This is a genomic window from Pseudomonas sp. K2I15 (assembly GCF_002204795.1).
Taxonomy (GTDB): Bacteria; Pseudomonadota; Gammaproteobacteria; order Pseudomonadales; family Pseudomonadaceae; genus Aquipseudomonas.
In genome coordinates this window covers 119,703-146,275 of record NZ_NIXO01000009.1, presented here as the reverse complement: position 1 = coordinate 146,275, position 26,573 = coordinate 119,703, and the positions used below count along the sequence as shown (strand labels likewise).

Here is a 26,573-nt window from a genome sequence, read left to right as displayed (position 1 = left end):
ACCACTTGCGCTTCCGATCTCTCGTTAGCGGGAGGCGAATTCTACAGCGTTACACGCTGCTGTCAACACCTCTTTTTCTCCGCTTTCGACCGAGAAGATCGAACCGTTAATAGGGCTAAACAACACGTCCTTACTAACTCCTTCTGGGCTTCGATGATCTGAAGCAGCTCGCTGTCGAAACCTACATAACTCTTTGTTTACCAAGGAGTTTTCCGTTTCGACTGCGCCGGAAGTGGGGCGAATTATAGACAGATATAAATCGCCGTCAACAGTTAATTTCAGGTTTATTCGGATTTAAGCGTAATACGCGCAAATGCCTTCTTACCCGCCTGGCAAACGTGGGTCGCGCCCAGTTCGTATATAAAGGTGCGGTCGACAACCTCACCATCTATACGCACACCACCAGAACCCAGAAGGTCGCGCGCCACTGCCGAGTTCTTCACCAGCCCTGCCTTATTAAGGACGGCAGCGATCGGCATTGCCTCGGCAGCAGTCAATTCAACCTCAGGCAGATCATCCGGCAGCTCGCCATCTTTCATGCGGTTACCCGCAGCACGGTGAGCACTGGCCGCAGCCTCTTCACCATGGAAGCGCGCAACGATCTCTTCCGCCAGCTTGATCTTCACGTCCCGTGGATTCGCACCAGCTTCTACATCGGCACGCAATGCATTGATCTCGTCCATCGAGCGGAAGCTCAACAGCTCGAAGTAACGCCACATCAGCGCATCCGGAATCGAAACCAGTTTGCCGTACATCACGCCCGGCGCTTCCTGGATACCTACATAGTTACCCAAGGACTTGGACATCTTCTTGACGCCATCCAACCCCTCCAGCAAAGGCATGGTCAGAATGCATTGAGCTTCTTGCCCGTACGCACGCTGCAGCTCACGCCCCATCAGCAGGTTGAATTTCTGATCGGTACCGCCCAACTCGACGTCGGCACGCAACGCCACCGAGTCATACCCTTGAACCAACGGGTACAGGAACTCATGGATAGCGATAGGCTGATTGGTGGAGTAGCGCTTATCGAAGTCATCGCGCTCGAGCATGCGAGCAACGGTGTATTGGGACGTCAGGCGAATGAAATCCGCCGGACCCATCTGATCCATCCAGGTGGAGTTGAACGCCACCTCGGTCTTGGCCGGATCGAGAATCTTGAAAACCTGAGCCTTGTAGGTCTCGGCATTATCGAGAACCTGCTCACGGGTCAGCGGCGGACGCGTAGCGCTCTTGCCGCTCGGGTCGCCGATCATCCCGGTGAAGTCACCTATAAGGAAGATCACCTGATGCCCCAGGTCCTGGAACTGACGCAGCTTATTAATAAGCACCGTATGCCCAAGGTGCAGATCCGGCGCCGTCGGATCAAAGCCGGCCTTAATACGCAGGGGTTGGCCACGCTTGAGCTTTTCGATCAGCTCAGCTTCGACCAACAGTTCTTCCGCACCACGTTTAATCAGCGCTAGCTGCTCTTCAACCGACTTCATAACAGACCCGCAAGGCTCAGATTCAAAAGGGAACCAACCATACAAGATCAGGGACTAATTACAAGTTTTGCCCTGCGCACGGACACCGTTCAGCAAGCCTAGCGTTCGCAAGCTTGCACCACAGATGATTTGGTTATATTTTATACAGTTATTTCATCTTCATCATGTCATTCATCTTTTCCAATTCATCTTTTCAAAGTCAAAATTACTTATGACCACAGAACCGTCTAAAGCGCCGCCGCTTTACCCGAAGACCCACCTGCTCGCCGCAAGTGGAATTGCCGCCCTTCTGAGCCTGGCTCTCCTGGTATTTCCTTCCAGCGACGTAGAAGCCAAACGAACGACCCTGAGCCTTGACCTTGAAAGTCCGGTTGAGCAACTGACACAAGATCAAGACGCTTCCGACGCACTACAAGCCACAAATGGCGCAGCAGAATCGCCGTTTGCCCAGATTGAAAACAGTGCCGAAGACACTAAAGAGACCGCACAGGCCGCGCCTGCGTTAGAGGCCGCCAAGAACCCGCTACACCGGGAAGTCATTGTTGCCAAAGGCGACACCCTTTCGACCCTGTTCGAAAAGGTCGGGCTACCCGCTGCAACCGTTAACGATGTGCTGGCAAGTGACAAGCAGGCCAAGCAGTTCACTCAGCTCAAGCATGGCCAGAAGCTCGAATTCGAGCTGACGCCCGACGGCCAGCTGAACAACCTGCACAGCAGCGTCAGCGACCTGGAAAGCATCACGCTGACCAAAGGTGCCAAGGGCTTTGCGTTCAATCGCATCACCACCAAGCCGGTAATGCGTTCCGCCTATGTACACGGCGTGATAAACAGTTCGCTGTCGCAATCGGCTGCCCGCGCAGGCTTGTCCCACAGCATGACCATGGACATGGCCAGCGTGTTTGGCTACGACATCGACTTCGCCCAGGACATTCGCCAGGGTGACGAATTCGACGTGATCTACGAGCAAAAAGTCGCCAACGGCAAGGTCGTCGGCACCGGCAACATCCTTTCCGCGCGGTTCACCAACCGTGGTAAGACCTACACCGCAGTGCGCTACACCAACAAACAAGGCAACAGCAGCTACTACACCGCCGACGGCAACAGCATGCGCAAGGCTTTTATCCGTACTCCGGTTGACTTCGCCCGTATTAGCTCGCGTTTTTCGATGGGTCGCAAGCATCCAATTCTGAACAAAATTCGCGCTCACAAAGGCGTCGACTACGCCGCCCCGCGTGGCACGCCGATCAAAGCTGCCGGTGACGGCAAGGTATTGCTGGCCGGTCGCCGTGGCGGCTACGGCAACACCGTGATCATCCAGCACGGCGCCACCTACCGTACGCTGTATGGCCACATGCAAGGTTTCGCCAAGGGCATCCAGACTGGCGGCAACGTCAAGCAAGGCCAGGTGATCGGCTACATCGGCACCACCGGCCTGTCCACCGGCCCGCATTTGCACTATGAGTTCCAGGTCAATGGTGTGCATGTCGACCCGCTGGGCCAGAAGCTACCAATGGCTGACCCAATCGCCAAGGCCGAGCGCGCTCGCTTCCTGCAGCAGAGCCAGCCACTGATGGCCCGCATGGACCAGGAGCGCTCTACCCTCCTGGCCTCGGCGAAACGCTAAGCCATGTCGCTCTATATAGGTGTGATGTCCGGGACCAGCCTTGATGGCCTGGACATTGCGCTGATCGAACAGGAGCCAGCGATCAAGCTGATCGCCACCCACTACATCCCCATGCCTGAATCCCTGCGTTCCGAGCTGCTTGGCCTTTGCGCCAGCGGCCCGGACGAGGTTGCCCGTTCGGCGATCGCCCAGCAGAACTGGGTGACGCTCGCCGCCCAAGGTATTCACGCCCTACTCGATCAGCAGAACCTCAAGCCCCAGGACATCCGAGCGATTGGCAGCCACGGCCAAACCATTCGTCACGAACCTGCACGGGGTTTTACCGTGCAGATCGGCAACCCGGCGCTGCTCACCGAATTGACCGGAATCACCGTCGTCAGTGATTTCCGTAGCCGCGATGTCGCCGCCGGCGGCCAAGGCGCCCCGCTGGTCCCTGCATTTCATGAGGCATTGTTTGGCGAGCGTACGGGCAACCGCGCCGTGCTGAATGTCGGCGGCTTCAGCAACCTCAGCCTGATCGAGACCGGCAAACCGGTCGCTGGCTTTGACTGTGGCCCGGGTAATGTCCTGCTTGATGCCTGGATTCACCAGCAACGCGGTGAGAACTTTGATCGCGACGGTCAGTGGGCGGCCAGCGGAAAGGTTGAGCCGCAGCTACTCAAGGCCTTACTCAGCGATCCGTTCTTCGTGACCCTGGGGCCAAAAAGCACCGGGCGTGAAGTCTTCAACCTCGGATGGCTGGAGCATCACCTGGGGCGGTTACCGCAATTCGCAGCCCAGGACGTGCAGGCCACGCTGCTGGAGCTGACCGCCCAGACCATCGTCGAATCGCTGCAAACCGCACAACTACAGACCGAAACCCTGCTGGTCTGCGGCGGCGGCGCCCACAACACAACCTTGATGAGCCGCCTCAGCGCCTTGCTGCCCGCCACTCAAGTCAGCAGCACCGCCACCTACGGCGTAGACCCCGACTGGGTCGAAGCCATGGCGTTCGCCTGGCTGGCCCATTGTTGCCTTGAAGGCATCGCAGCCAACCGCCCCAGCGTCACCGGCGCCCGCGGTCTTCGCGTACTCGGCGCCATCTACCCGGCCTGAACCCCACACAGCAAAACGCCGCTTGGCCCTAGCAAGGCCAAGCGGCGTTTTTACATTCGCTGTCGATCAGATCGAGAACGAAGAACCGCAACCACAGGTAGTGCTGGCATTCGGGTTCTTGATCACGAAGCGCGAACCTTCCAGACCTTCCTGATAGTCCACCTCGGCTCCTGCCAGGTACTGGAAGCTCATCGGATCAACGACCAGGCTTACGCCCTCGCGCTCAACGATGGTGTCGTCGTCGGCCACGTCTTCATCGAAGGTGAAACCGTACTGAAACCCTGAACAACCGCCGCCCGTAACAAATACGCGCAGCTTCAAGCGATCATTACCCTCTTCATCGACCAGGCTCTTCACCTTGTGCGCAGCACCGTGGGTGAATTGCAAAGCCGTGGGGGTGAAGGATTCAACGCTCATGCTGATAATCTCCCGGCGTAGCGCCGCCATATGCGTGATGGCGGCCATTATCCGCTTCTCCTAGAAAAGCGGTCAACTATTGTTACGGTATATCAATCTGCGCAGCGGCCATTAAAAACACGAAAGGCCCGATCAACGGGCCTTTGCGCAACAGCAGAAAACTTACGGCAGCATGCCCGCGTGGGACAGGCCCAGCTTCTCATCCAGGCCAAACAGGATGTTCATGTTCTGCACAGCCTGGCCCGAAGCACCCTTGACCAGGTTATCGATCACCGACAACACCACCACCAAGTCACCATCCTGTGGACGGTGCACCGCAATGCGGCACACGTTGGCACCGCGCACGCTGCGGGTTTCCGGGTGGCTGCCTGCTGGCATCACATCGACGAACGGTTCATTGGCATAACGCTTTTCAAACAGCGCCTGCAGATCCACCGAACGATCAACGACGGTTGCATACAGCGTGGAGTGGATGCCGCGAATCATCGGCGTGAGGTGCGGCACAAACGTCAGGCCGACATCTTTACCCGCAGCGCGACGCAGCCCCTGGCGAATTTCCGGCAAGTGACGATGGCCTTTGACTGCATAGGCTTTCATGCTTTCCGACGTCTCGGAGTAAAGCGAACCTACCGCAGCGCCCCGACCTGCGCCGCTGACACCCGACTTGCAGTCAGCAATCAGCCGCGATGCATCCGCAAGCCCAGCTTCCAGCAATGGCAGGAAACCCAGCTGCGTAGCGGTCGGATAGCAACCTGGCACGGCGATCAGGCGCGCTTGCTTGATCTGCTCGCGATTGACTTCCGGCAGGCCGTACACCGCCTCTTCCAGCAACTCCGGTGCACCGTGAGGCTGGCCGTACCACTTGGCCCATTCATCGGCGTCCTGCAGGCGGAAGTCCGCCGACAAGTCGATCACCTTGGTGCCAGCTGCCAGCAGCTCGCCCGCCAGGGCATGGGCAACACCGTGGGGCGTGGCGAAGAACACCACATCACACGCGCCCAATGTCTTGATGTCCGGCACGCTGAACGCCAGGCCGTCGTAGTGGCCTCGCAGGTTCGGGTACATGTCGGCCACCGCCAGGCCGGCCTCGGATCGGGAGGTGATCACCACCACCTCTGCTTGCGGGTGCTGAGCCAACAGACGCAGCAATTCGACACCGGTGTAACCCGTGCCGCCGACGATACCGACCTTGACCATAAACCTGCCCTCAACGAACCCACTGGAAAGCCGTCGATAATAGGGGCCGTATCGTTCTGCGACAACCGTCAACGTGACGTGTAGACGCTTGAGCCACTACTATCTTCAGCTACCGTGAACCTGGGAATAACTAAAAATGCTTTATCTATGGGTCAAAGCCTTTCATATCGTCAGCATCGTCTGCTGGTTTGCCGCGCTGTTCTACCTTCCGCGCCTGTTCGTCTACCACGCCCAAAGCGAGGACACCGTCAGCAAGGAACGCTTCAGCGTGATGGAGCGCAAGCTGTACCGCGGCATCATGGGGCCGGCGATGATCGCCAGCCTGGTGTTCGGCGGCTGGCTGATCTACCTAAACCCCGCCATCTTTCAATCCGGCGGGTGGATCCACGCCAAATTGACCCTGGTAGTACTGCTGATCGGCTACCACCACATGTGCGGCGCGCAGGTAAAACGTTTCGCCCGTGGCGAAAACACCCGCAGCCATGTCTTTTATCGCTGGTTCAATGAAGTGCCAGTTCTGATATTGCTGGCTATCGTAATTTTGGTCGTGGTCAAACCGTTCTAATTTCTATTACTCGGGGTACTTCCAATGTCGCTGCCCGCTTCGCTCGAACACAGTCTGCGCCTGCCCGTCGTGGCTGCGCCGATGTTTCTGATTTCCAACCCACAACTGGTCCTGGCTTGCTGCCGTAACGGGATTGTCGGCAGTTTCCCGGCACTCAATCAACGGGAAAGCGGCGGCTTCAAGGCGTGGCTGGAAGAGATCGAAGCGGGCCTGGCGCTGCTGGACAACCCGGCGCCCTATGCGGTCAACCTGATCGTGCACAACAGCAACCCGCGTGTGGAAGCTGACCTGGCGATCTGCGTCGAGCACAAAGTGCCGATCGTCATCACAAGCCTCGGCGCAGTGAAAGAATTGGTGGACGCCGTGCACAGCTACGGCGGCCTGGTATTCCACGATGTCACCACCCGGCGCCATGCCGAGAAGGCCGCAGAGGCAGGCGTCGATGGCTTGATCGCCGTTGCAGCGGGCGCAGGTGGTCACGCCGGCACCTGGAGCCCGTTCTCGCTGATTGCAGAAATCCGTCAGTTCTTCGACAAAACCCTGCTGCTCGCCGGCTGCCTCAACCACGGCCACGAGATCCTCGCGGCGCAAATTCTCGGCGCAGACCTGGCCTATTTCGGCACCCGCTTTATCGGCACCACCGAAAGCCACGCCCCGGATGCTTATAAAGAGATGCTGCTCACATCGCGCGCCGCCGACATCGTGCACACTCCAGCCGTCTCCGGCGTGCCCGCAAGCTTTATGCGCCAGAGCCTGGAAAACGCCGGTTTCGACCTCGCTGCGCTGCAAGGCAAGGGCGAAGTCAATTTCGGCTCCAAGCTCAAGCCACTCAACGACGAAGCCAAAGCCTGGAAGACCGTGTGGTCTGCCGGCCAGGGCGTCGGTGAGATTGATGATTTGCCCAGCGTCGATGAACTCGTGGCCCGCCTGGATGCCGAATACCGCAAGGCGCTCGAGCACGTGGCACAATTGCCTGAACGCTGGCCTCGCTGATCCGCGATAAAAGCCTGCTGATCGAAGCAGGCCTCCCCCTATTCAAGTGACAAGGATGCCCGCATGAGCGACAACCGTTTCAAGATTGTGTTTGATGGCGCATTGCTCCCGGGTGTCGAGAGCACCACCGCCAAGCTGAACCTCGCCGAGCTGTTCAAAAGCGAAGTTGAAGCGATCGAAAAACTATTCACCGGCCGCCCGGTCGCCCTGAAACGCGACCTTTCCCGCGCCGACGCGGAGACCTACCTGCAAGCGTTGAAAAACGCCGGGGTCGATGCACGCATAGAAGAAGAGCAGCCCGTCGCCTTCAGCCTTGCCGAAACCCATGAAACGGACTCCGGCAGCTCGACTGACTACACCCGCCCCGCCGCTTCGCCTTACGCCCCGCCCCGGGCAGCTGTTGGCGAGAACCTGCCGGAGTTTTCCACCCTCAAAGTATTCACCGTCAACGGGCGTATCGGACGCCTGCGCTTCCTGGCGTGGACACTGGTGTTGAGCGTGGTGATGCTCCTTATCTCAGGCGTATTCTTCACTGTCGGACTGGGTATCGCCGCGGTGTCCCCGACGATTGCCATGGTCATTGGCTTCCTGGTGGGCATTGCCGTACTCGTGGCCGCTGTGTGGGTCAGCGTGCAGATCACGGTGCAGCGCCTGCATGACCTGGGCTGGTCCGGCTGGCTGTGGTTCCTGCACCTGGTGCCCTTCGTAGGCAGTATCTTCCCGATCCTGCTGATGGTTCTCCCGGGCAACACAGGCGCCAACCAGTACGGCGCGCCACCACCGCGCAACTCCACCGCGGTAAAAGTCCTGTCTGCCCTGTGGCTGGCATTCATTCCGCTGGTATTGGCCGGCGCCGTGATACTCGGCATGAGCGGCTACCTGGATCAACTGGAAAGCGAGGTCGGCGGCAGCTACGAAAGCAGCTCCATCAACTCCGATGACGACAGCGACCAGGCCACCACCGTCGATGAAGTCGATGTGCAAAGTGCTGACGACACAGCCGAACCTGTAGACTCTACGCAACAGTGAAAAACGCCCGACGCCTGTGACGCCTCTGTCACAGGCCCGGTAGCGTTGCGATGGAGAAACGCATGACCCGTTACGCTCTGATCACCGGTGCCTCCAGCGGCATCGGCCTGGCCTTGGCTGAAGCACTGGCCCGTCGCGGCCGCAGCTTGATTCTGGTGGCCCGCCAGCGTGATCAGTTGGAAAGCATTGCAATCGAATTGACTCAACGCTTTGGCGTCGAGGTGCTGTTCCGCGCCTGCGACCTGGGCGAGCCGTTGCGGCTGTCCGGGTTTCTGCTGGAGTTGGAAGAAGGCGAGCGGCAGATCGACCTGCTGGTCAATTGCGCAGGCATCGGCACCAGTGGCCCGTTCCTCGCGCAAGACTGGATGACCGAGCAGGACCTGATGGAAGTCAACATCCTGGCCCTCACCCGCATGTGCCACGCCCTCGGCAACGCCATGGCGCTGCACGGAGGTGGGCAGATTCTCAACGTTGCGTCGGTTGCCGCCTTCCAGCCAGGGCCGTGGATGAGCACCTACTACGCCAGCAAAGCCTATGTGCTGCACTTCTCCGAAGGTTTGCGTGAAGAGTTGAAAACCTGCGGCATCAAGGTTTCCGTGCTCTGCCCCGGCCCGACCCGCACCGCGTTCTTCGGCACCGCGCAAATGGACACCGCCAAACTGGAGCGCAGCCAACAACTGATGAGCCCGGAAGAAGTCGCGCTCTACACCGTACGCGCCCTGGCCAAGAACAAAGCCATCATCATTCCCGGCCGGCGTAACCGCTGGCTGGCGTTCAGCCCACGCCTGAGCCCGCGCTGGCTGACCCGCAAGATCGCCGGCGTGATCAACAAGGCCTATTGCCCACGCTGATCGCCTGAGTACACTCACCCTGCACTTTCACAATGGAGAAACAGCTGTGGATACTCTGTTCACCAAGATCATCAACAGAGAAATACCCGCGAAGATCATCTACGAGGATGATCAGGTCCTGGCCTTCCACGACATCGCGCCAATGGCACCCGTGCATTTCCTGGTGATTCCGAAAAAGCCCATCCGCACCCTTAACGACCTCACCGAGGAAGACAAGGCACTGGCCGGGCATATCCTGTTCACTGCCCAGCGCCTGGCGGTGGAGCAAGGCTGCGAAAAGGGCTTCCGTGTGGTGATGAACTGCAATGAAGACGGCGGGCAGACCGTTTATCACATCCATATGCATGTGCTGGGTCAGCGCCAGATGAACTGGCCGCCGGGCTGAGCACTACCTGTGGCGAGGGAGCTTGCTCCCGCTCGGTCGCGTAGCGGCCGCATAAAACCGGGAGCGCTGCGCACTCCAGCGGGAGCAAGCGCCCTCGCCACACAAGCAATTTGACCCAGCGCAAACGCTTCCCCCTCTCTTGCGGTAAACTGGCCGCCGAGATTCTTCCCGGAGGTCAGCATGACTACCCAACGTCACTACTCGCCGATTGACCGTCTGTTGCTGCAAGCCGATACGGCCATGCGCACGCTGTTGCCATTCAGCGGCCAGCCGCACCGTCCGTCGCCCGCCATCGTGCAGCCCGAAGCGCAGATGAGCGAGACCGAGACCCGACACGTCGCCGGCCTGATGCGCATCAACCATACCGGCGAAGTCTGTGCCCAGGCGCTGTACCAAGGCCAGGCCCTGACCGCCAAGCTGCCGCAAGTGCGCGCCGCGATGGAGCATGCCGCCGAAGAAGAAATCGATCATTTGGCGTGGTGCGAACAACGTATCCGCCAGTTGAACAGCCACCCGAGCGTGTTGAACCCGCTGTTTTACGGCTTATCGTTTGGCATCGGCGCGGTTGCCGGCCTGATCAGCGACAAAGTCAGCCTGGGGTTTGTGGCTGCCACCGAGCATCAGGTGTGCAAACACCTCAATGAACACCTTGAGCAACTGCCAGCTGAGGACGAAAAGTCCAGGGCGATTCTTGAGCAGATGCGCATTGATGAAGAACACCACGCAGAAAGCGCGTTGGACGCGGGCGGCTTCCGCTTCCCGGCACCGGTGAAATTTGGCATGAGCCTGCTGGCCAAGGTCATGACCAAGAGCACTTACCGCATCTGAGCGCTCCCCTGTAGGAGCGAGCTTGCTCGCGAAAAACGCAAGAGCACCGCATTCATTCAGGATGCCAGCATTACCGTTAACGCCCATCGCGAGCAAGCTTGCTCCTACAAAAAACAAAAAAAGGGCGCTTTCTAAGCGCCCTTTCTTTTTGCCTGCCGATTGAAGAATCAGCCCAACTCAATGATCTCGTAATCATGAGTGATGGCAACACCCGCGGCGCCCAGCATGATCGAGGCCGAGCAGTACTTCTCTGCCGACAACTCGATAGCACGCTTGACCTGGGCTTCTTTCAGCGCCCGGCCCTTGACTACAAAGTGCATGTGGATCTTGGTAAACACCTTCGGGTCTTCGCTCGCACGCTCGGCTTCCAGGAACGCTTCGCAGCTTTCCACCGCCTGGCGGGACTTCTTCAGGATGCTGACCACGTCGAAATTGCTGCAACCACCTACACCAAGCAGGAGCATTTCCATCGGGCGTACGCCCAGGTTGCGGCCACCGGCCTCCGGCGGACCGTCCATGACCACCACGTGGCCACTGCCCGACTCACCGAGGAACATGGCTTCGCCCGCCCATTGGATGCGTGCCTTCATCGCCCAGACTCCACTGCTAAAAAAGGGTCGCCAGCTTAGCACAGGGCTTTGGGCCGGCAGCGTTTCCCATGAAAGCGATCAACAGCAGGGTTTGCCGGGTAAATTCCCTAATGGAGTCAGAATGTGTCTGTTAAGCTGGCGCCAAATCAATGGCGTATTGCCATCCACTGGATGATGTAGCTTAGCCGTTGATCGCGCTGGATAAAAAAACAAGCTCAACAACACCGTGCAGTCTTTTCGGGATACAACCATGGTTGCTATTACTCCCACACCCAAAATCAAGAACCTCGACAAACTATTGATGCATTGTCAGCGCCGGCGCCATCCGGCCAAGCACAACATCATCTGCGCGGGCGAGCGCTCGGAAACTCTGTTCTTCATTATCAAGGGCTCAGTCACCATCCTGATCGAGGATGACGATGGTCGCGAAATGATCATCGCCTACCTCAATACCGGTGATTTCTTCGGTGAACTCGGGCTGTTCGAACAAGCCGGCAAGGAACAGGAACGCAGCGCCTGGGTGCGAGCCAAGGTCGAGTGCGAAGTCGCCGAGATCAGCTATGCGAAGTTTCGCGAATTGGCCCAGCAGGATCCCGACATTCTGTACGCCTTGAGCGGCCAGATCGCGCAGCGCCTGAGAGACACCACGCGTAAAGTCGGCGACCTGGCGTTCTTCGACGTCACCGGTCGAGTCGCCCGTTGCCTGCTGGAACTGTGCAAGCAGCCGGACGCCATGACCCATCCCGACGGGATGCAGATCAAGATCACCCGCCAGGAAATCGGCCGGATTGTCGGTTGCTCAAGGGAAATGGTGGGCCGGGTGCTCAAGGACCTGGAAGAACGCAGCCTGGTCCATGTCAAAGGCAAGACCATGGTGGTGTTCGGTACGCGTTAACCCGGCAGGAAGCTTGCGAGCATCTGGCGGTATAACGTGTCGAGCCGGGCAATCGCGTCTGGCGCAGCGAAGGCTTCGTGCAGGGCGATGTGGCTTTCGGCACGCACCCGTTGGTCAAGGCCGCACGCTTCATTGAAGCGATTGACCGCGGCGATCAACTCGACGCGATCGTCATCCAGCAGCAACGCACCATGCACCAACCCCACCGGGCGCCCGCCACTCTGGCGCCAGCGCTGGGCGGTGCCGACCATTTTGCGGCCATCGAGGTTGACGTTGTAGCGACCGTCGCAAAAAGCACCGTCGATCTCGCCCACCGATGCATTGCCACCCAACTCGATCAGCAGGTCGCAGATCGGCTGGCACAAGCGCTGGTAGCCGGTTTCGATGCGGCCTTGGTCGCCTTCACTGCGCGGCGGTGCGTAGACCAGCGCGATATTAACGGTAGCTGCCGATTGCGGAACTGGCTCACCGCCCGTTTCCCGCAACAACACCGGCCAACCGGCGTCAGCCGACACCTGGCTGGCCGTCTCGAATGCCGCAAGCCGGCTCAGGCGGCGGGGCATCACCAGCGCTTGATCACTTGGCTGCCAGAACAGCAGGCCGAACGGTTGCTCGCCGGCGCAGACGGCAGCGAGCAAATCCTGCTCGGCCTTAAGGCCTGCCTCGATCGTCATCGCCACCGGCTGGGTCATCATCAATCCAGGGTCGAGCCACTGACGGCAACACCACGCTCCGGGAAGAACAGGCGCTGTAATTCAGCCCCCGGGCTCTCGGCACGCATGAAGGTTTCGCCGACCAGGAACGAGTACACGCCGCTGATTTCCATCAACTCGACATCGGCGCGATTGACGATGCCACTTTCGGTGATTACCAACCGGTCGCGCGGGATACGCGGCAACAGGTCGAGAGTGTTTTCAAGGCTGACTTCGAAGGTGTGCAGGTTGCGGTTGTTGACGCCCACCAACGGTGTGTCGAGGGTTTTCAGCGCGCGCTCCAACTCATCACCGTCGTGCACTTCCACCAGCACGTCGAGGCCCACGCTTTTGGCCACGGCAGCCAGTTCAGCCATCTTAACGTCATCCAGTGCCGAGACGATCAGCAGCACGCAATCGGCGCCCAACGCACGGGCTTCGACGATCTGGTACGGGTCGACCATGAAGTCCTTGCGGATCACCGGCAACGAGCAGGCAGCACGCGCTTGCTGCAGGTACAGGTCGGAACCCTGGAAATAGTCGATATCGGTCAATACAGAGAGGCACGTCGCGCCGCCCTTTTCATAGCTCTTGGCAATGTCTTCAGGGATGAAGATTTCGCGAATCACGCCCTTGCTCGGCGAAGCCTTTTTGATTTCAGCGATAACGGCCGGCTGCTTTTCCTTGGCCTGCTTGATCAGCGCATTGGCAAAACCACGAGGCGCACTGGCGGTTTTCGCCAGGCCTTCCAGCTCGGCCAGGCTTACGCGGGCACGGCGCTCAGCGACTTCTTCTGCCTTGCGGGCCAGGATTTTTTCCAGAACGGTCGGAACACTCATCCTTCATTCTCCACTTTGAACACTGCAGTAAACGCACCCAGTTCTTCGAGCTTTTCGCGCGCCAGCCCGGTATGCAATGCATCATGAGCGAGGGCAACACCCTCTTTGAGACTGTAGGCGTGATCTGCGGCATACAGCGCCGCACCGGCATTGAGCACAATCATTTCTGCGGCTTTCTGGCCGTTTTCGGTCTTGCGACGCCCCAGGGCATCGCGAATCAATTCAAGGGAGGCCGCCGGGCTTTCCACCGCCAGGCCATGCAGGCTCTGGCTTTTCATGCCGAGGTCTTCAGGCTCGACCCAATATTCGGTGACCTGGTCGTTCTTCAACTCGGCCACGAAGGTCGGTGCTGCCAGGCTGAATTCGTCCAGGCCATCCTTGGAGTGCACCACCAGCACATGCTTGCTGCCCAGACGTTGCAAGACTTCGACCAATGGCCGGCACAGCGCCTGGCTGAACACGCCCACCACCTGATGTTTCACGCCGGCCGGATTCGTAAGCGGGCCGAGCATGTTGAACAGGGTGCGCAAGCCCAACTCTTTGCGCGGGCCGGCGGCGTGTTTCATCGCGCCATGGTGGGACTGGGCGAACATGAAGCCGATGCCGACGTTATCGATGCAGCGCGCCACTTGTACGGGGGTCAGGTTCAGGTAGATGCCCGCAGCCTCCAGCAAATCGGCGCTGCCGCTTTTACCCGACACCGCACGGTTACCGTGTTTGGCCACGGTGCAGCCGGCAGCCGCCACCACAAAGGAAGCCGCCGTCGACACGTTGAAAATATTCGCACCGTCGCCGCCGGTGCCGACCACATCGACCACGCCGTCGAGGGTCTTGAGTTCGACTTTGTCCGCCAGCTCACGCATCACCGACACGGCGCCGACGATTTCGTCGATGCTCTCGCTCTTCATGCGCATGGCCATCATGAACGCGCCAATCTGTGCGTCGGTGCATTGACCGGTCATGATCTCGCGCATCACATCGCTCATCTCAGCGGTGCTCAGGTCCAGATGGCCGACGATACGGCTCAGGGCAGTCTTGATATCCATGAAAAGTCCTTAGCGCGTGCCGCCGCTCTGCTTGAGAAAGTTAGCGAACAGCTCGAAGCCCTGCTCGGTCAAAATCGATTCCGGGTGAAATTGCACCCCTTCGACGTTCAATGTCTTGTGACGCAGGCCCATGATCTCGTCGACAGAGCCGTCTTCCAGCTGGGTCCAGGCCGTCAGCTCAAGGCACTCGGGCAGCGTTTCACGCTTGACCACCAGCGAGTGGTAACGGGTCACCGTCACCGGCAGGTTCAAACCGTGGAATACGCCCAGGTCATTATGGAATACCGGGCTGGTCTTGCCGTGCATCACCTGGCGGGCGCGAACCACGTCGCCGCCGAACGCCTGGCCGATGGACTGATGGCCCAGGCATACACCCAGGATCGGCAGTTTGCCGGCGAAATACTGGATGGCTTCGAGGGAGATGCCCGCTTCAGTCGGGGTGCACGGGCCTGGGGAAACGACGATGCGTTCAGGGTTCAACGCGGCGATTTGCGCCACGGTCAATTCGTCGTTGCGCACCACCTTGACCTCGGCGCCGAGTTCGCCCAGGTACTGCACAACGTTGTAGGTAAAGGAGTCGTAGTTATCAATCATCAGCAACATGTGGGTTAAAACCTCTTGAATTCACTGACTTCTAATGACGGCCTTCCAAGGGAGTGACCCGCTGCCAGACGCACGTTCCGGTTGCCGGAGTTGGCCGGCAAGGGGCGTCGAACAGAGGGTGAAGAAGGCAAATCGGTACAGGTCCGGCGTGGCCGGTAGAGAAAAGTTAGGCGCGCCAACGCCAACGGGCGTGTGCCTTGACTACTCGCATCAAGAGTTTGCTGATGATCAACACGGGGAGGGTCTCATTCATACGTTCAGGCACAGTAACGTAGCCTCGCCAGCGGTGCAATATGGCGCCGCAAATACGGGGGAAACTGCCCGTCCGATAATTGGCGTCAATTTTTCAGAACCCTTGGGAGCCCGCTACAGTCACAGTGCTGACAAAAAAATAAAATCATGGACGGATTCATGACCAAGAAGCCTTACTTCGCTCCACTCCTCGGCTGCCTGTTAACCCTGGCCTGCTCGCAAGCCTTCGCCGCCCCCTCACCCTACTCGACCATGATCGTCTTCGGCGACAGCCTGGCCGATGCCGGGACATTTGCCGACCCTGGCGCACCGGGCTCAACCTATCGGTTCACCAACCGCACTGGCCCCCAATACTTCGACGGCAGTGGCGAAAGCACTTCGCTGATTTCCTCGACACTATTGGGCGGCAAGCTGGGGGTTGCCTCGGGCGATCTGAATGCCTCCACCTCGCCGGAACGCGCCGCGCTGGGCCAGGCAGACGGCAATAACTGGGCCGTCGGTGGCTACACCACTCAACAGATCTACGATGCCATCACCGGTAACTCCACCGTCACCGATAGCGACACTGGGCAAGTGTTGCGCACACGCCCCGGATACCTCGCATCAACGGGTGGCCGAGCCGACCCCAACGCGTTGTACTTTCTCTCCGGCGGCGGTAATGACTTCCTCGACGGCCTGGTCCTCAGCCCCGATCAGGCCTCGGCCGCAGCCGGGCGCCTGGCCAACAGCGCCCAGGCTCTGCAACAAGCTGGCGCCCGTTATGTGATGGTGTGGATGCTGCCGGACCTGGGCCTGACACCTGCCGTAAATGGCACGCCGCTCCAAGGGGCCGTCAGCGCCTTGGCCGGCGTCTTCAACCAGACCCTGGTACAGCGCCTGTCGCAAATCGATGCGCAGATCATCCCGCTGAACATTCCGCTGCTGCTCCAGGAAACCTTTGCCGATCCCGGGCGCTTTGGTTTTGCCACAGACCAGAACCTCAACCAGACCTGCTTTAGCGGCACCACCTGCAGGAACCCCGTGTATGGCGTCGGCGGAACCAACCCGGACCCGACCAAGCTGATTTACAACGACACGGTCCACCCCACCGAAGCCGGCCAGCAACTGATCGCCGACTACGCCTATTCGCTGCTCGCCGCCCCTTGGGAAATAACCCTGCTTCCGGAAATGGCCCAGGGCACCTTGCGCGCCCACCAGGATGAATTGCGCAACCAGTGGCAAGCCGACTCCGGCAACTGGCAGCCCGTAGGCCAATGGCGAGCGATCGTCGCCGCGGGCGGCCAGCACCTGGACTTCGATGACCAAAACAGCTCGGCCAGCGGTGACGGCAGCGGCTACAACCTGAACATCGGCGGCAGCTACAGGCTCAACGACGAATGGCGCGTGGGTGTGGCAGCAGGCTTCTATCGCCAGAGTCTTGAGGTCGGCGCCAGCGATTCGGACTACAAGCTCAACAGTTACATGGGCACGGCCTTCGCCCAGTACCAACAGAACCATTGGTGGGCCGATGCCGCGTTGACCGGCGGCAAGCTGGACTTCGACAACCTCAAGCGCAAGTTCGCCCTGGGTGTCAGCGAAGGTACCGAGAAAGGCGACACTGACGGCTGGCTGTGGGCCTTGAGTGGCCGCGTGGGGTATGACATCGCCCAGCCGGGCAGCGACTGGCACCTGTCACCGTTCGTGAGCGCCGACTATGCGCGGGTAGAAGTGAACGGCTACTCGGAGAAAGACGCCCGCTCCACCGCGCTGACGTTTGACGATCAACAGCGAGACTCCAAACGCCTGGGCGTGGGGTTGCAAGGCAGCTATCGCGTCACGCCGCAGACCCAGGTGTTTGGCGAGGTCGCCCACGAGCATGAGTTTGAAAACGACACCCAGCGGGTGGGCATGTCACTTAACAGCGTGCAGGGGATCAATTTCAAACTGGACGGCTACACACCGCGCACCAACTCGGATCGACTGAATCTGGGAGTCAGTCAGCGATTGACCAAGGAGCTGGTGTTGAGCGCCGCGTATAACGTGAGGAAGGATGACAATCTGACCCAGCAAGGGGTCAGTGTCGGGGTGAGTATGGATTTCTGACCCGAACTTGAAGATTGCACAAAAACAAATGTGGGAGCGGGCTTGCTCGCGAATGCAGTGGATCAGTCAATACATCAGGTGACTGTCACACCGCATTCGCGAGCAAGCCCGCTCCCACATTTTTGATCTTCGTCTAACTTCAGCCCTGCGGGGTTTGCTCAGCCAGCGCCACAGCCCGGAACATCGCCCGGCGCTTGTTCAGCGTCTCTTCCCATTCCAGGGCCGGCACCGAGTCGGCCACAATCCCGCCGCCTGCCTGCACATGCAGTTCGCCGTCCTTGATCACCGCCGTACGGATCGCAATCGCGGTGTCCATATTGCCGTTCCAGGCGAAATACCCGACCGCGCCGCCATACACACCACGCTTCACCGGCTCCAGTTCGTCGATGATCTCCATCGCACGAATCTTCGGCGCGCCCGACAACGTGCCCGCCGGCAGGATCGCCCGCAGTGCATCCATCGCGGTCAACCCGGCCTTCAGCTCGCCGGTAACGTTGGACACGATGTGCATCACGTTGGAATAACGCTCGATCACCATCTTCTCGGTGAGCTTCACCGAACCGATTTCCGAGACACGCCCGGTGTCGTTGCGGCCCAGGTCGATCAGCATCAAGTGCTCGGCAATTTCCTTGTCGTCGCTCAGCAAGTCCTGTTCCAGTGCCAGGTCGGCCTCTTCGGTCGCACCGCGAGGGCGCGTGCCGGCAATCGGGCGCACGGTGATCAGGTTGTCTTCGACCCGCACCAGCACTTCTGGCGAACTGCCCACTACGTGGAAGTCGCCAAAGTTGAAGAAGTACATGTACGGCGTCGGGTTGAAGCAGCGCAGCGCGCGGTACAAATCGATCGGCGCGGCCTTGAAGTCGATGGACATGCGTTGCGACGGCACCACCTGCATGCAGTCACCCGCCAGGATGTATTCCTTGATGGTATCGACCGCACGTTCGTAGTCATCCTGGGTAAAGCTGGAGCGGAACACCGGGTCAGCGGCAGGCGGACGGCTGAGGTCCAGGCCACGACGCGGAGTGATCGGCTGGCGCAGTTTTTCCAGCAGGGCTTCGAGGCTGGCCTGGCCTTGCTCGAAGGCATCGGCCTGGGAAGGATCAGCCAACACAATCGCGTGCATCTTGCCCGCAAGGTTGTCGAACACCACCACCGCGTCGGAAACCATCAGCAGAATGTCCGGAACGCCCAACGGATCGGGGTTCGGGGATTTGCCCAGGCGTTTTTCCACGTAGCGCACGCAGTCGTAGCCGAAGTAACCCACCAGGCCGCCGTTAAATCGCGGCAGGCCGGCGATGGTCGGCACGTTGTAGCGAGCCTTGAACGCTTCGACGAAGGCCAGCGGGTCCTCAACGTCGTGGCTTTCGATCTCGACGCCGTCCAGGGTGATGCTCACATGGTGATCATGTACGCGCAGCACCGTGCGGCACGGCAGGCCGATGATCGAGTAACGGCCCCATTTCTCGCCGCCCTGCACCGACTCCAGCAGATAGGAGTTGGGTTCGTCGGCCAGTTTCAGGTAGATCGACAGTGGGGTGTCAAAGTCGGCCAGGGTTTCGCAGGCCATCGGGATACGGTTGTAGCCGGCAGCGGCCAAACGCAGGAATTCTTCGCGGATCATGAGGTGCCTCGTGGCTTGAGGGTCTAACGGTCAGGTGTGCAAACGTGCCGCAGCGCGGCGGGGATCAGTCAGGCGCGCCAACGCCAGCGGGCCAGGGCCTTGATGACTTTCATCCAGAGTTTGCGAGTGACCACCACGATGGGATTTCCAGAAGGGGATGGAACAGCGTCGGGCAACGTTATCTCAGCGCCCGCTCCCAAGCAACCGGGGATTAACAGGCGCAGGTCATCAATCACCAGCGCCGGGGATTCTTCGGCAATCGGCCGGCCATGGTTGTAGCCGTAACTCAAGGCCACGCACTTGACCCCCGCCGCCTTCGCCGCCAGCACATCACTGCGCGAATCGCCGACAAACAGCGACTGGGACGCCGGGATATTGGCCATTTTCATCACGAAGAACAGTGCCGCCGGGTCGGGCTTCTTCTGCGGCAAGGTATCGCCACCGATGATCCAGCGGAAATAACGGCCGATCTTCATCTGGTCCAACAGCGGCGCGACGAAGCGCTCCGGCTTGTTGGTGATCAGGGCCATTTCCACGCCCTGCTTGTGCAGCCACTTGAGCGTGTCGCGCACGCCGGGATACACCACGGTCAGCTCATGGCTGTTTTCATAGGCCACGTTGAACAGCTCAAGCGCATGCTCAGCCTCCACCTCATCGACACCTTCGGCGTCGATGTTGTTGGCCAGGGCCCGGCGTACCAGCATCTGCACACCGTTGCCGACCCACTCGCGCACCGACTCGACACCCGCCGGCTTGCGACCGAGCTTGAGCAGCATCTGGTCCACGGCGGCGGCCAGGTCCGGCACCGAATCGACCAATGTACCGTCCAGGTCGAACATCACCAGCCGTGGCAGTTTGCCGGGGAACAGTTGCTCAAAGCCGCTCATGGACGCGCCAGCGCCAGTTCTGCACGCATTTTGGCGATCACTTCCTGATAGTCCGGCGCGTTGAAAATCGCCGAGCCGGCCACAAAGGTGTCGGCACCGGCCGCCGCGATTTCACGGATGTTGTTGACGTTGACGCCGCCGTCGATCTCCAGGCGGATATCACGGCCCGACGCATCGATCAGCGCGCGCGCCTGGCGCAGCTTGTCGAGGGTGCCGGGGATGAACTTCTGGCCGCCGAAGCCTGGGTTGACGCTCATCAGCAGCACCATGTCGACCTTGTCCATCACGTACTCAAGCACGCTCAGCGGGGTGGCCGGGTTGAACACCAGGCCCGCCTTGCAACCGCCTTCGCGGATCAGTTGCAGGGAACGGTCGACGTGCAACGTGGCTTCCGGGTGGAAGGTGATGTAGGTCGCGCCGGCTTCGATGAAGTCACCGACGATGCGGTCTACCGGGCTGACCATCAAGTGCGCATCGATGGGCGCGGTCACGCCGTACTTACGCAGGGCGGCGCAGACCATCGGGCCAATGGTCAGGTTCGGCACATAGTGGTTGTCCATGACATCGAAGTGAACGAAGTCGGCACCGGCGGCCAACACGTTGTCCACTTCCTCACCCAGGCGGGCGAAGTCGGCGGAGAGAATCGATGGAGCAATGACGAAGGGCTGCATGACGCACCTTTTTTGAGCTAAATCACGATGGCGCGCATTGTATACCTCATGCTTTACCGCGCGCACCGTGACCTCGCTCAATGGTTAGTAAGCGGCCCGGTAGATTTTCTCGATATCGGCGGCACTGAGCTTGCGCGGATTGTTGCGCATCAGGCGCTCGATCCCCGCCGCCTCTATCGCCATGGCGGGGATGGCGTCTTCGGGCACACCGAAGCTGCGCAGGCCCGACGGGATCTCGACTGCGGCACACAGTCGCGTCATCGCATCGACCGCTTGATCAGCCGCATCCACCGCACTCAGCCCGCTGACATTCACGCCCATCGCCTGGGCAATCTCCTGCATGCGCTCCACGCACGCCAGCTTGTTCCAGTGCATCACGTAAGGCAGCAGCAAGGCATTACTCACGCCATGGGCGATGCCGAAGCGCCCGCCCAGCGGGTACGCCAACGCATGCACCGCGCCCACGCCGGCATTGCCGAATGCCATCCCGGCCATCAGGCTGGCGGTGGCCATATCGTCGCGGGCCTCAAGGTTGGCCGGGTTGGCGTAGGCCTTGGGCAACGCCTTGGCGATCAGCTTGATTGCGCCGAGCGCCAGCGCATCGGTGATCGGCGAGGCATTCAGCGACAGGTAGGACTCGATGGCGTGCACCAGTGCATCCACACCACTGGCGGCGGTGACGCTGCGGGGGCAGGTCAGGGTCATTTGCGGGCTGATCAGAGCCACGTCCGGCAACAGGTAATCGCTGACGATGCCTTTTTTCAGTTGCGCGACCTTGTCCGACAGAATCGCCACATTGGTCACTTCCGAACCGGTGCCTGCAGTGGTGGGGATGGCGATCAGCGGCGGACCTTTGCGTGGCACCTGGTCAACGCCGAACAGGTCGGCCAGGGCGCCGTGGTAACCGGCGTAGGCCGCCACGCTCTTGGCGATGTCGATGGCACTGCCGCCGCCGAGGCCGATCAGGCCGTCATGCCCGCCTTCGCGGTAAACGCGCATGCAGTCTTCGACGATGGCGATTTCCGGGTCGGGCAGCACGCGGTCGAAAATTTCGTAGGTACGTTCGCCCAGGTGCGCCAGCGCCAGCGCCACAGTGCCGGATTTGACCAGCGCCGCGTCGGTGACAATCAACGGGTTGTCGACATCCAGCCGCGTCAGTTCGGCGGCCAGTTGCTCGATGGCACCTTGGCCGGTGAGCAGTTTGTGGGCGATCTTGAATGAGGAAGTACTCATGTGCGCGGCCTCTTATCAGTTATGGGCTGGCACAAGAGTAGCTTGGAATTTGAGGTTGTCTGCCATTCATGGGCTGAATGCGATCAAAAATGTCGGAGCAGGCTGGCTCGCGAATGCGGTGAGCCAGTCAGCACATGTATCGACTGATCCACCGCATTCGCGAGCAAGCCCGCTCCCACACTTGATCTCGATTCGGTCTTTAGACCTGGGCGGTGCGCAGTTTCTCGCTGCGCCCGCGCAGCCATTCCAGGGTCAGCAACAGCACCACCGAGAAGGCGATCAGCAAGGTCGCCGCTGCGGCAATGGTGGGGCTGAGGTTTTCGCGGATGCCGCTGAACATCTGCCGTGGCAAGGTCGCTTGCTCGGGCCCGGCGAGGAACAGCGTCACCACCACTTCATCAAACGAGGTAGCAAAGGCAAACAGCGCACCGGAAATCACCCCCGGCGCAATCAGCGGCAAGGTCACCCGGCGAAACGCGGTCAACGGCGACGCTCCAAGGCTCGCCGCCGCCCGCACCAGGTTATGGTTGAAGCCTTGCAAGGTGGCCGACACGGTGATGATCACAAACGGCACGCCCAACACTGCGTGCACCACGATCAGTGAGAAGAAACTGTTGCCCAGGCCCAGCGGCGCGAAGAACAGGTAACTGGCCACGCCGATAATCACCACCGGCACCACCATCGGCGAAATCACCAGGGCCATCACCAGCGCCTTGCCAGGGAAATGACCGCGGGTCAGGCCAATCGCGGCCAACGTGCCGAAAACCATCGCCAGCACCGTCGCCGCCGGGGCGACAATGATGCTGTTCTTCAAGGCGCGCATCCATTCCGCCGAACCGAAGAAGTCCTGGTACCAGTGCAGCGAGAAACCTTGCAGCGGGTACACCAGGAAACTTCCACTGTTGAACGACAGCGGGATGATCACCAGCACCGGCAAGATCAGGAACAACAGGATCAGGCCGCAGAGAATCCGCAAGCTGTAGAACCAGACCCGCTCCACGGGCGACATATAAGGGCTCAGCATCGCAACGGTCTCCTTAGCTCAGGCGCAGGCGGCTGGCGCCCACCAGCCAGTTGTAGATCAGGTACAGCACCACCGTGGCCAGCAGCAGCAAGCCGCCCAAGGCCGTGGCCATGCCCCAGTTAATGCTGGTGTTGGTGTAGAACGCCACGAAGTAGCTGACCATCTGATCGTTCGGGCTGCCCAGCAATGCCGGGGTGATGTAGTAGCCGATCGCCAAAATGAACACCAACAGGCAGCCGGCGCCAACGCCTGCGTAAGTCTGTGGGAAGTACACGCGCCAGAAGCTGGCGAACGGGTGGCAGCCCAGGGAAATCGCCGCCCGCATATAGGTCGGCGAGATGCCTTTCATCACGCTGTAGATCGGCAGAATCATGAACGGCAGCAGGATGTGCACCATGGAGATGTAGACCCCAAGCCGGTTGAACACCAGCTCCACGGGTTTATCGATCAGGCCCATGCCCATCAGCGCACTGTTGATCAAGCCGCCGGACTGCAGCAACACGATCCAGGCCGCCACCCGCACCAGCACCGAGGTCCAGAACGGCAGCAAGACCAGGATCATCAGCAGGTTGCTTTGCCGCGCCGGCAAGTTGGCCAGCAGGTACGCCAGCGGATACGCCAGCAGCAGGCAAAACACCGTGATGACCAGGCCCATCCAGAACGTACGGGCGAAGATATCGAGGTAGATCGCCTGGTCCGGAGTGGCCGGGGCAACTTCGCCGAGGTCGTCGATACGGTGATCGACGGCCGCCAGCAAGTAGTACGGCGTGAGGCTGCTGGTGTTGCGCCGGATCGCCTGCCAGTACGCCGGGTCACCCCAGCGTTCGTCGAGGTTTTCCAGCGCTTCTTTATAGGAGGCAGGCGCTTCGGTAAACGGCAGCGCCCGCGCGGTTTTCGTCAGCAGGCTGCGATAGCCCGCCAGTTCCATGTTCAAGCGTTTTGAGAGATCGCCCAGGGTCGAGTTCTTCCGGGCTTCGCCCAGGTCTTCACTGATCGCCTGGTAGACCGGTTCGCCGGGCAGGCCACGACCGTCCCAGGCCGTCACCGCCACCACCGTGCGCGGCAAGCCGCCCACCACTTCCGGGTTGCCGACGCTTTTGTACAACAGCGCCACAATCGGCACCAGGAACACCAGCAGCAAAAACACCACCAATGGCGCGATCAAGGCCTGGGCCTTCCAGCGGTTGAGCCGCTCGGCACGCGCCAGGCGCTGTTTCAGGGTGGGGCTGGGAATGGCGATGGCCATGGCGAACTCCGGATTCTTAAACATAAATGCAAAACGTGGGTGTAGCGCTTGTCCTGTGGCGAGGGAGCTTGCTCCCGCTGGGGTGCGAAGCGCCCCCAAAAGATGGGACTGCTGCGCAGTCCAGCGGGAGCAAGCTCCCTCGCCACAAGGTTGGTGTCACATCAGCGACCGGGTTACTTGGCCGCCCACGCGTTAAAGCGCTGCTCCAGTTGCTCACCGTTATCCGCCCAGAAGCTCACGTCGATCTGCACCTGGTTGGCGATATTTTCCGGGGTAGTCGGCATGTCCTTCAGGATGTCCTTGGCCAGCAACGGTACGGCCTGGGTATTGGCGGGGCCGTAGGCGATGTTTTCCGAGTAGGTCTTCTGCTGCTGCGGCTGCACCGAGAAGGCGATGAATTTCTTCGCTGCTTCAGCGCGATCCTTGGCCAGGCCTTTTGGAATGGCCCAGGCGTCAAAATCGTAGATCCCGCCGTTCCACACCACTTTCAGGTTGCTTTCTTTCTGCACGGCGGCGATCCGGCCGTTGTAGGCAGAACTCATGACCACGTCACCCGAGGCGAGGTATTGCGGCGGCTGGGCGCCCGCTTCCCACCACTGGATGTACGGCTTGAGCTCATCGAGTTTCTTGAACGCACGGTCCTGGCCATCTTTGCCGGCCAGCACTTTGTAGACGTCCTTCGGTGCCACACCGTCAGCCATCAAGGCGAATTCCAGGGTGTACTTGGCGCCCTTGCGCAGCCCGCGTTTGCCCGGGAATTTCTTGGTATCCCAGAAATCTGCCCAGCCACCAGGTGCGGCTTTCAGTTTGTCGGCGTTGTAGGCCAGCACGGTGGACCACACGAAGAAGCCCACACCGCACGGCTGGATCGCGCCTTTGACGTAGTCGCCCGGGTTGCCGAACAGTTTCGGGTCCAGTGGTTCGAACATGTCTTCGTCGCAGCCACGGGACAGCTCCGGCGATTCCACTTCCACCAGGTCCCAGGACACGCTCTTGGTGTCGACCATGGCCTTGACCTTGGCCATTTCACCGTTGTATTCGCCAGCGACGATCTTGCCGTTGCCTGCGCTTTCCCACGGTGCGTAGAAGGCCTTGACCTGCGCCGCCTTGTTCGCGCCACCAAAGGACACGACCGTCAAATCAGGGCCTGCCATGGCCTGTGTCGCGCCCATCAAGCTCAACGCCAGGGCCGAATATTTCAGGGATCTCAACATTGTTGTTCTCTCCACGTGCGAGGTTGGTGAAGCAAGGGGGCGATCAATTCGCCTCTAGAAGTGGGTCGAGTGCGCGAACGTGCTCGACTTGCCAGCCAATCGGTACCACGTCGCCGACCGCCAGGGCTGTGTCCAGCTCGGCGATCGGTTGTTTCACAAAAAAATCGGTCTTGCCGCAGACTTCCAGGCGCACGCGCACGTGGTCGCCCAGGTAGATGAATTCCGCCACCCGCCCGGAGAAGCGGTTGACGCAGCTCTCACTGGAGCCGTTGAGGCTGACGCGCTCGGGGCGCACCGACAGGGTTACCGGGCCGCCGACCTGGCCGACGTTTACCGCCAGCGCCTCGACCTTTTCACCGCGCGCCAGCTCGACCACGCAGCGGTCGCCGGTGTGGCTGTGCAGGCGGCCATTGAGACGGTTGTTCTCGCCGATGAAGTTGGCGACGAACGTATTTTTCGGCTCTTCGTACAAAGTACGCGGCGCGGCGATCTGCTGGATCTCGCCTTGGTGGAATACCGCCACCCGGTCGGACATGGTCAGCGCTTCGCCCTGGTCATGGGTCACGTACACCACGGTGACGCCGAGGCGTTGGTGCAAGTGCTTGATCTCCATCTGCATGTGTTCACGCAGTTGCTTGTCGAGGGCGCCGAGGGGTTCGTCCATCAGCACCAGTTGCGGTTCGAACACCAACGCACGGGCCAGGGCCACACGCTGTTGCTGGCCGCCGGAAAGTTGCGCCGGGTAACGCTGGGCGAAGGCATCAAGCTGCACCATGCTCAGCACGCGCTTTACCCGCTCGCTGATGTCGGTCTTGCTCAACCCACGCACCGAGAGCGGAAACGCCAGGTTCTCGGAGACGGTCATGTGCGGGAACAGCGCATAGTTCTGGAACACCATGCCGATGTCGCGCTTGTGGGGTGGCACGTTGTTGATGGAGCGGCCGGCCAGTTGGATCTCGCCGGCGGTGGGAGTTTCAAACCCGGCGAGCATCATCAGGCTGGTGGTCTTGCCCGACCCGGACGGCCCGAGCAAGGTCAGGAACTCGCCCTTGCGAATTTCCAGGTTGAGGTCTTTGACGATCAGGTTCTCGCCGTCGTAGCTCTTTTGCACGCCACGAAAGCTGACCAGCACATCATTTGAATCCGCCTCGCTCATACCCGCACCTTTCTGTTTTGGACTGCCATGGAACAAGCGTAGTCCAGCCGCAAG

At 60.2% G+C, this 26,573-nt stretch carries 26 protein-coding genes; 10 read left to right on the top strand and 16 right to left on the bottom strand.

Features of this window, described 5'->3' with window-relative positions:
* Positions 1-284: 284 nt before the first annotated feature.
* The gene (gene tyrS / locus CEC48_RS08860) at positions 285-1,484 is read right to left on the bottom strand and encodes a tyrosine--tRNA ligase (protein WP_088423389.1); all 1,200 of its coding nucleotides are present in this window, start codon (positions 1,482-1,484) and stop codon (positions 285-287) included.
* Positions 1,485-1,695: 211 nt separating this feature from the next.
* On the opposite strand from tyrS, the gene CEC48_RS08855 reads away from it, so the two are divergent.
* On the top strand, positions 1,696-3,108 hold the full coding sequence (locus CEC48_RS08855; RefSeq protein WP_088423388.1) for a peptidoglycan DD-metalloendopeptidase family protein: 1,413 nt from the start codon (positions 1,696-1,698) through the stop codon (positions 3,106-3,108).
* 3 nt (positions 3,109-3,111) lie between these two features.
* The gene (locus CEC48_RS08850) at positions 3,112-4,203 is read left to right on the top strand and encodes an anhydro-N-acetylmuramic acid kinase (protein WP_088423387.1); all 1,092 of its coding nucleotides are present in this window, start codon (positions 3,112-3,114) and stop codon (positions 4,201-4,203) included.
* 66 nt (positions 4,204-4,269) lie between these two features.
* Here the strand turns inward: CEC48_RS08850 and erpA are convergent, their stop codons facing one another.
* Both erpA and argC read right to left on the bottom strand, forming a co-directional pair.
* Positions 4,270-4,620 carry an iron-sulfur cluster insertion protein ErpA gene (erpA, locus tag CEC48_RS08845; RefSeq protein ID WP_020292766.1) on the bottom strand — a complete coding sequence of 117 codons (351 nt, stop codon included), beginning with the start codon at positions 4,618-4,620 and terminating at the stop codon, positions 4,270-4,272.
* 162 nt (positions 4,621-4,782) lie between these two features.
* The gene (gene argC / locus CEC48_RS08840) at positions 4,783-5,817 is read right to left on the bottom strand and encodes an N-acetyl-gamma-glutamyl-phosphate reductase (RefSeq protein ID WP_010206935.1); all 1,035 of its coding nucleotides are present in this window, start codon (positions 5,815-5,817) and stop codon (positions 4,783-4,785) included.
* A 136-nt stretch (positions 5,818-5,953) separates the two neighbouring features.
* On the opposite strand from argC, the gene hemJ reads away from it, so the two are divergent.
* From hemJ to coq7, 6 genes are all read left to right on the top strand, one after another.
* Entirely contained in the window at positions 5,954-6,382 is a 429-nt protein-coding gene (gene hemJ / locus CEC48_RS08835) for a protoporphyrinogen oxidase HemJ (RefSeq protein WP_088423386.1), read from the top strand.
* A 24-nt stretch (positions 6,383-6,406) separates the two neighbouring features.
* Complete coding sequence (locus tag CEC48_RS08830; RefSeq protein ID WP_088423385.1) at positions 6,407-7,375, top strand: nitronate monooxygenase family protein; 969 nt, start codon at positions 6,407-6,409, stop codon at positions 7,373-7,375.
* Between the two features lie 63 nt (positions 7,376-7,438).
* Positions 7,439-8,404: a DUF805 domain-containing protein gene (locus CEC48_RS08825; RefSeq protein ID WP_088423384.1), complete on the top strand. Its 966-nt coding sequence runs from the start codon at positions 7,439-7,441 to the stop codon at positions 8,402-8,404.
* A 62-nt stretch (positions 8,405-8,466) separates the two neighbouring features.
* Positions 8,467-9,255, top strand: a complete 789-nt coding sequence (locus CEC48_RS08820) for an SDR family oxidoreductase (RefSeq protein WP_088423383.1) — start codon at positions 8,467-8,469, stop codon at positions 9,253-9,255.
* Between the two features lie 46 nt (positions 9,256-9,301).
* The gene (locus tag CEC48_RS08815) at positions 9,302-9,640 is read left to right on the top strand and encodes a histidine triad nucleotide-binding protein (protein WP_003210943.1); all 339 of its coding nucleotides are present in this window, start codon (positions 9,302-9,304) and stop codon (positions 9,638-9,640) included.
* Between the two features lie 180 nt (positions 9,641-9,820).
* Complete coding sequence (gene coq7, locus CEC48_RS08810; protein ID WP_010167223.1) at positions 9,821-10,468, top strand: 2-polyprenyl-3-methyl-6-methoxy-1,4-benzoquinone monooxygenase; 648 nt, start codon at positions 9,821-9,823, stop codon at positions 10,466-10,468.
* Positions 10,469-10,635: 167 nt separating this feature from the next.
* On the opposite strand, the gene CEC48_RS08805 is transcribed toward coq7, so the two are convergent.
* Positions 10,636-11,058, bottom strand: a complete 423-nt coding sequence (locus CEC48_RS08805) for an OsmC family protein (protein ID WP_088423382.1) — start codon at positions 11,056-11,058, stop codon at positions 10,636-10,638.
* Between the two features lie 250 nt (positions 11,059-11,308).
* Here CEC48_RS08805 and crp point away from each other — a divergent pair, with 250 nt between their 5' ends.
* A complete protein-coding gene (gene crp / locus CEC48_RS08800; RefSeq protein ID WP_088423381.1) occupies positions 11,309-11,953 on the top strand; it encodes a cAMP-activated global transcriptional regulator CRP in 645 nt (214 codons plus the stop codon).
* On the opposite strand, the gene CEC48_RS08795 is transcribed toward crp, so the two are convergent.
* The 4 genes from CEC48_RS08795 to CEC48_RS08780 are packed head-to-tail and all read right to left on the bottom strand — an operon-like array spanning position 11,950 to position 15,133.
* A complete protein-coding gene (locus tag CEC48_RS08795; protein ID WP_176438692.1) occupies positions 11,950-12,648 on the bottom strand; it encodes a lipoate--protein ligase family protein in 699 nt (232 codons plus the stop codon). The genes crp and CEC48_RS08795 overlap by 4 nt on opposite strands.
* The gene (trpC, locus tag CEC48_RS08790; protein ID WP_088423379.1) at positions 12,648-13,484 is read right to left on the bottom strand and encodes an indole-3-glycerol phosphate synthase TrpC; all 837 of its coding nucleotides are present in this window, start codon (positions 13,482-13,484) and stop codon (positions 12,648-12,650) included. Before trpC ends, CEC48_RS08795 begins: the two co-directional genes overlap by 1 nt.
* Positions 13,481-14,530, bottom strand: coding sequence for an anthranilate phosphoribosyltransferase (trpD, locus tag CEC48_RS08785; RefSeq protein WP_088423378.1), 1,050 nt, complete (start codon positions 14,528-14,530; stop codon positions 13,481-13,483). The genes trpC and trpD overlap by 4 nt, the downstream gene beginning before the upstream one ends.
* Before the next feature lie 9 nt (positions 14,531-14,539).
* On the bottom strand, positions 14,540-15,133 hold the full coding sequence (locus CEC48_RS08780; RefSeq protein ID WP_088423377.1) for an aminodeoxychorismate/anthranilate synthase component II: 594 nt from the start codon (positions 15,131-15,133) through the stop codon (positions 14,540-14,542).
* Positions 15,134-15,544: 411 nt separating this feature from the next.
* Here CEC48_RS08780 and estP point away from each other — a divergent pair, with 411 nt between their 5' ends.
* Positions 15,545-17,467: an esterase EstP gene (gene estP, locus CEC48_RS08775; protein WP_088423376.1), complete on the top strand. Its 1,923-nt coding sequence runs from the start codon at positions 15,545-15,547 to the stop codon at positions 17,465-17,467.
* A 139-nt stretch (positions 17,468-17,606) separates the two neighbouring features.
* On the opposite strand, the gene trpE is transcribed toward estP, so the two are convergent.
* The 8 genes from trpE to CEC48_RS08735 all read right to left on the bottom strand — a co-directional run bounded on the left by trpE (position 17,607) and on the right by CEC48_RS08735 (position 26,519).
* Entirely contained in the window at positions 17,607-19,088 is a 1,482-nt protein-coding gene (gene trpE, locus CEC48_RS08770) for an anthranilate synthase component I (RefSeq protein ID WP_088423375.1), read from the bottom strand.
* A gap of 68 nt (positions 19,089-19,156) precedes the next feature.
* Positions 19,157-19,975 carry a phosphoglycolate phosphatase gene (locus CEC48_RS08765; protein WP_088423374.1) on the bottom strand — a complete coding sequence of 273 codons (819 nt, stop codon included), beginning with the start codon at positions 19,973-19,975 and terminating at the stop codon, positions 19,157-19,159.
* Positions 19,972-20,646: a ribulose-phosphate 3-epimerase gene (rpe, locus tag CEC48_RS08760; RefSeq protein ID WP_088423373.1), complete on the bottom strand. Its 675-nt coding sequence runs from the start codon at positions 20,644-20,646 to the stop codon at positions 19,972-19,974. The genes CEC48_RS08765 and rpe overlap by 4 nt, the downstream gene beginning before the upstream one ends.
* 84 nt (positions 20,647-20,730) lie before the next feature.
* Positions 20,731-21,879, bottom strand: coding sequence for an iron-containing alcohol dehydrogenase (locus tag CEC48_RS08755; RefSeq protein ID WP_088423372.1), 1,149 nt, complete (start codon positions 21,877-21,879; stop codon positions 20,731-20,733).
* Between the two features lie 199 nt (positions 21,880-22,078).
* On the bottom strand, positions 22,079-22,903 hold the full coding sequence (locus tag CEC48_RS08750) for an ABC transporter permease (protein WP_003210970.1): 825 nt from the start codon (positions 22,901-22,903) through the stop codon (positions 22,079-22,081).
* 13 nt (positions 22,904-22,916) lie between these two features.
* Positions 22,917-24,149, bottom strand: coding sequence for an ABC transporter permease (locus CEC48_RS08745; protein WP_088423371.1), 1,233 nt, complete (start codon positions 24,147-24,149; stop codon positions 22,917-22,919).
* A 173-nt stretch (positions 24,150-24,322) separates the two neighbouring features.
* Positions 24,323-25,363, bottom strand: a complete 1,041-nt coding sequence (locus CEC48_RS08740) for an ABC transporter substrate-binding protein (protein ID WP_088423370.1) — start codon at positions 25,361-25,363, stop codon at positions 24,323-24,325.
* A gap of 43 nt (positions 25,364-25,406) precedes the next feature.
* Positions 25,407-26,519 (bottom strand): ABC transporter ATP-binding protein, encoded by a 1,113-nt coding sequence (locus CEC48_RS08735; protein ID WP_088423369.1) that lies wholly within the window; start codon positions 26,517-26,519, stop codon positions 25,407-25,409.
* Positions 26,520-26,573 lie beyond the last annotated feature (54 nt).